Source organism: Lysinibacillus sp. RC46 (assembly GCF_041262385.1).
Lineage (GTDB): Bacteria > Bacillota > Bacilli > Bacillales_A > Planococcaceae > Lysinibacillus.
This window is the reverse complement of sequence record NZ_JBGCCF010000070.1, coordinates 1-2,959: the sequence shown is the minus strand read 5'-3', so window position 1 is coordinate 2,959 and position 2,959 is coordinate 1. Positions and strand designations below refer to the sequence as shown.

Sequence of the window (2,959 nt, the reverse complement as noted above, 5' to 3'; positions counted from 1 at the left end):
CAAAATTTTGTTTCGTTCACCAACTCAAGGTTAGCTACTAAAAACTTTATTGATTACGTTTTGCTTGTTCAGTTTTCAAGGTTCATTTCGTTACCGCTTCCTCAGTAGCAACTCTTATATAATATCATGTCGTTCGCTAGATGTCAACAACTAATTTATTTATCTTAATTGTTTTTTCAGTAGCTATCTTAACGACTTGTATAATATTACACCCTTAATTTAAAAAGGTCAACACTTTTTCTAAAAAAAATATAGTTTTTCATTTCACTGAGAAACTTACTATATAAATGATAACAAACCCTAATTCCACATTTTTTGTCTTCTTTTTCATTGCCAACATCATAAATGACTCTGTATTTTAAAACACATTATATTATATTCCCTGTAACCGGTTCTGCAAAATTTTGTATCATTTGTTCATCCATCATCGGTGAATCATAAATCTCATAATCTTTTATTTGCCTAAGAAGTTATCGATAATTAATATCGACATTATCGGACTTGCTCAGCTGAATGAGCGCATTTAGTTTGTTACGTGTTGTTTCGTTACGCGTACACTTGTGATTTTTACTACTTCACTTTTTTAGTTTCTTTTAATGCTTTGAGATCACTGGCATTCTACTTAGTTGCTTCCGGTTACAAAGTCGTAACCTGCTCTTGGCTACAATTGGATTAAGAAAACAAAAGGGAGATGGCAATATGAATATATTAAATTTAGAGTTAATGACAGCAACAGAAAAAGTAGCAGAGGCATTGATAATGCGAGGATTATTTATCAAAGTTAAAGACAATGTATTATTGTTCTCAAAGGGCAATAATAAAAATGATGTTAAGGATGTACAGTTTGTACTGAATCAATTAAATATCCCATTTATCATGCATGGCGAACATGGGCTTGAAATTCTAGTAAACCAAATGCCTACTATTAAAATGAAAAAGATTTTAACAGCTGGCGGAGATCCATTCTCGATTGATGCAGCAGCTTATCATCAGTACTGGAGATTTTTCACATGTCGCAATTACGGATTCCGGATAAATACATTTCAATTAGAGTATAATATGGCTCGTTTTGTAAAAGCAGCAAACTTAGCTGGTATTGCTACATACGCCGGCTGTAACGGTCACCTAAAAAAATCACCTCGCTTTCAATTTGCAGGACCATTTATGGCGGCATGGTTTGTAGCTGTAAAGCAACGTTATTTCCAAGATATAAAGTTGAACTATGATTGGAAAGTTGTATATGATGGCTTTACTGGTGCTGAACTACGTGCAACATCCAAACAGGGATGTTGTCAGCATAAAATTCATGAAGATACATTAAAAATGGCGTTTTTATTAGAAACACACGCTACAGAAATTCGTGATATCAAAGAAAAGTGCTTTAAACGAACGCAAAAAAATATAACACGAAAATGGGTTGATAAAGAAGATTATACAGCTTTAGAAAATTGGATGATGACAATAGCTTGGGGGAATGAAGATGTCATTAACAAAAATGGCCTTACTAGAAAGACAAACAATATGGCAATCTGAGGAAAACGATACGGACGAATGGTATGAAAAAGGCATTAGTCTTGATTTAAGACGGGTAGATCACTTTAACTTTGCTCACTATACTGAACAACAAGCTAATTTATTACTTGAGCAAGCAAGGAATGAAAAAATTCTCCACGGTAATATGCAAAGAGCTGAGAGACTATTAAAGCAAGTAATTGATCTCACACCTGACCATCCAGAAATTTACTATAGACTTGCCTTTATAAATTCCAATTTTTAAAAATGGGAAGCGATTTTGTTTTATGCGAATGAAGCATTAGAACAAGGGATATCAGAGGAAGAAGAAATTAAATTATCTGCTTTAATGGGGTGTGCCTATAGTAAAATTGGCTTAGTACGTCGTGCAAAGGAACAATTTGACCATGCCGAATCACTTGATAAAAACAAAGAATGGTCGTTGTTTATCGAAAAGTATAAAGAACTAAGCAATGAACGGCGAGCGTTAACAAAGCAACAACGCGAAGAAAAGGATGACTCCATTAATATTGCTTTGGAAAAAATGCATGAAAGCCTGTGCTGTATTCTTAATCTATATTCACATCATAACTGTTTAATTACAAGAGAAAATGAAATCAAATTAAGTTTAAAAGAAGCAGAACTCTTAGCCTTTCTTCTTAAAAATCAAGAACAGCCCATTTCAAGCCAAAAAATATTAATTTCTTTGGCCCGATATTGCACTAGGGAATCCTAATTCTACGGTCGTAAAAAGATATATATCATCACTACGAAAAAGTCTATCACTCGCATTCAGAGAGTACTCTGGTAATGATTTGATTCGATTTGAACAATCAGGATACAAAATATACTTACCAATCGAAGTGATGGTGTTTAAAGGCGTGAATTTTGGCCGACTGACTTGTCATTAAGCATAAGTACATTTGAGACTCCCACCCCTAAAGGGACAAACTGACTAATGTCAGACGGGATTCCTGAGTAACTAAGCGTTCGCAATCCATTTCTGTTTTGAACAGCTCTCAAGGTTGGGGTATACCATTATCCCTCCTTACCCAGTGCATATAGCAGATAGGGCTACGCTACTGTTACACCATCGCGTATAGTTGGTTTCGTTCGATGTGTTTTAGCGTCTTTTTCTTGACGGCATATATTGTATAAGCGTTTTTTAAAGACTTTTACTTATCTAATATCCTCCAGTGGCACCTTCCCTTGTCGGTGCCACTGGAGCTTGTACATTAATCTTTTAACATTTCCTTAGAAAATACTTCACTGCCTCCCTCTGATTTGAAAGTAACAATATATCTTTTGTTTTCCAAAAGTCAATGGATTATTTATTTTCACAGAAAAAAAGCCGAGGAATAAATCCTCGACTTTTTCAGGTGCCTAGCGACGTCCTACTCTCACAGGGGGAAGCCCCCAACTACCATCGGCGCTAAAGAGCTTAACT

3 protein-coding genes are annotated in these 2,959 nt (G+C 35.1%); all 3 read left to right on the top strand.

The annotated features are described in order from the left end of the window. The first annotated feature begins 699 nt into the window (after positions 1–699). From ABH966_RS26900 to ABH966_RS26890, 3 genes are read left to right on the top strand one after another with little or no spacing between them, the layout of a single operon-like run. Positions 700–1,533, top strand: coding sequence for a hypothetical protein (locus tag ABH966_RS26900; protein WP_370083789.1), 834 nt, complete (start codon positions 700–702; stop codon positions 1,531–1,533). After that, complete coding sequence (locus ABH966_RS26895; protein ID WP_370083787.1) at positions 1,481–1,777, top strand: tetratricopeptide repeat protein; 297 nt, start codon at positions 1,481–1,483, stop codon at positions 1,775–1,777. Before ABH966_RS26900 ends, ABH966_RS26895 begins: the two co-directional genes overlap by 53 nt. 15 nt (positions 1,778–1,792) lie before the next feature. Then, complete coding sequence (locus tag ABH966_RS26890) at positions 1,793–2,248, top strand: hypothetical protein (protein WP_370083785.1); 456 nt, start codon at positions 1,793–1,795, stop codon at positions 2,246–2,248. Positions 2,249–2,959: the final 711 nt, after the last annotated feature.

Coding starts and splice junctions, on each gene's coding strand:
- ABH966_RS26895 (WP_370083787.1), top strand. CDS start 1,481: ATGTCATTAACAAAAATGGCCTTACTAGAAAGACAAACAATATGGCAA.
- ABH966_RS26900 (WP_370083789.1), top strand. CDS start 700: ATGAATATATTAAATTTAGAGTTAATGACAGCAACAGAAAAAGTAGCA.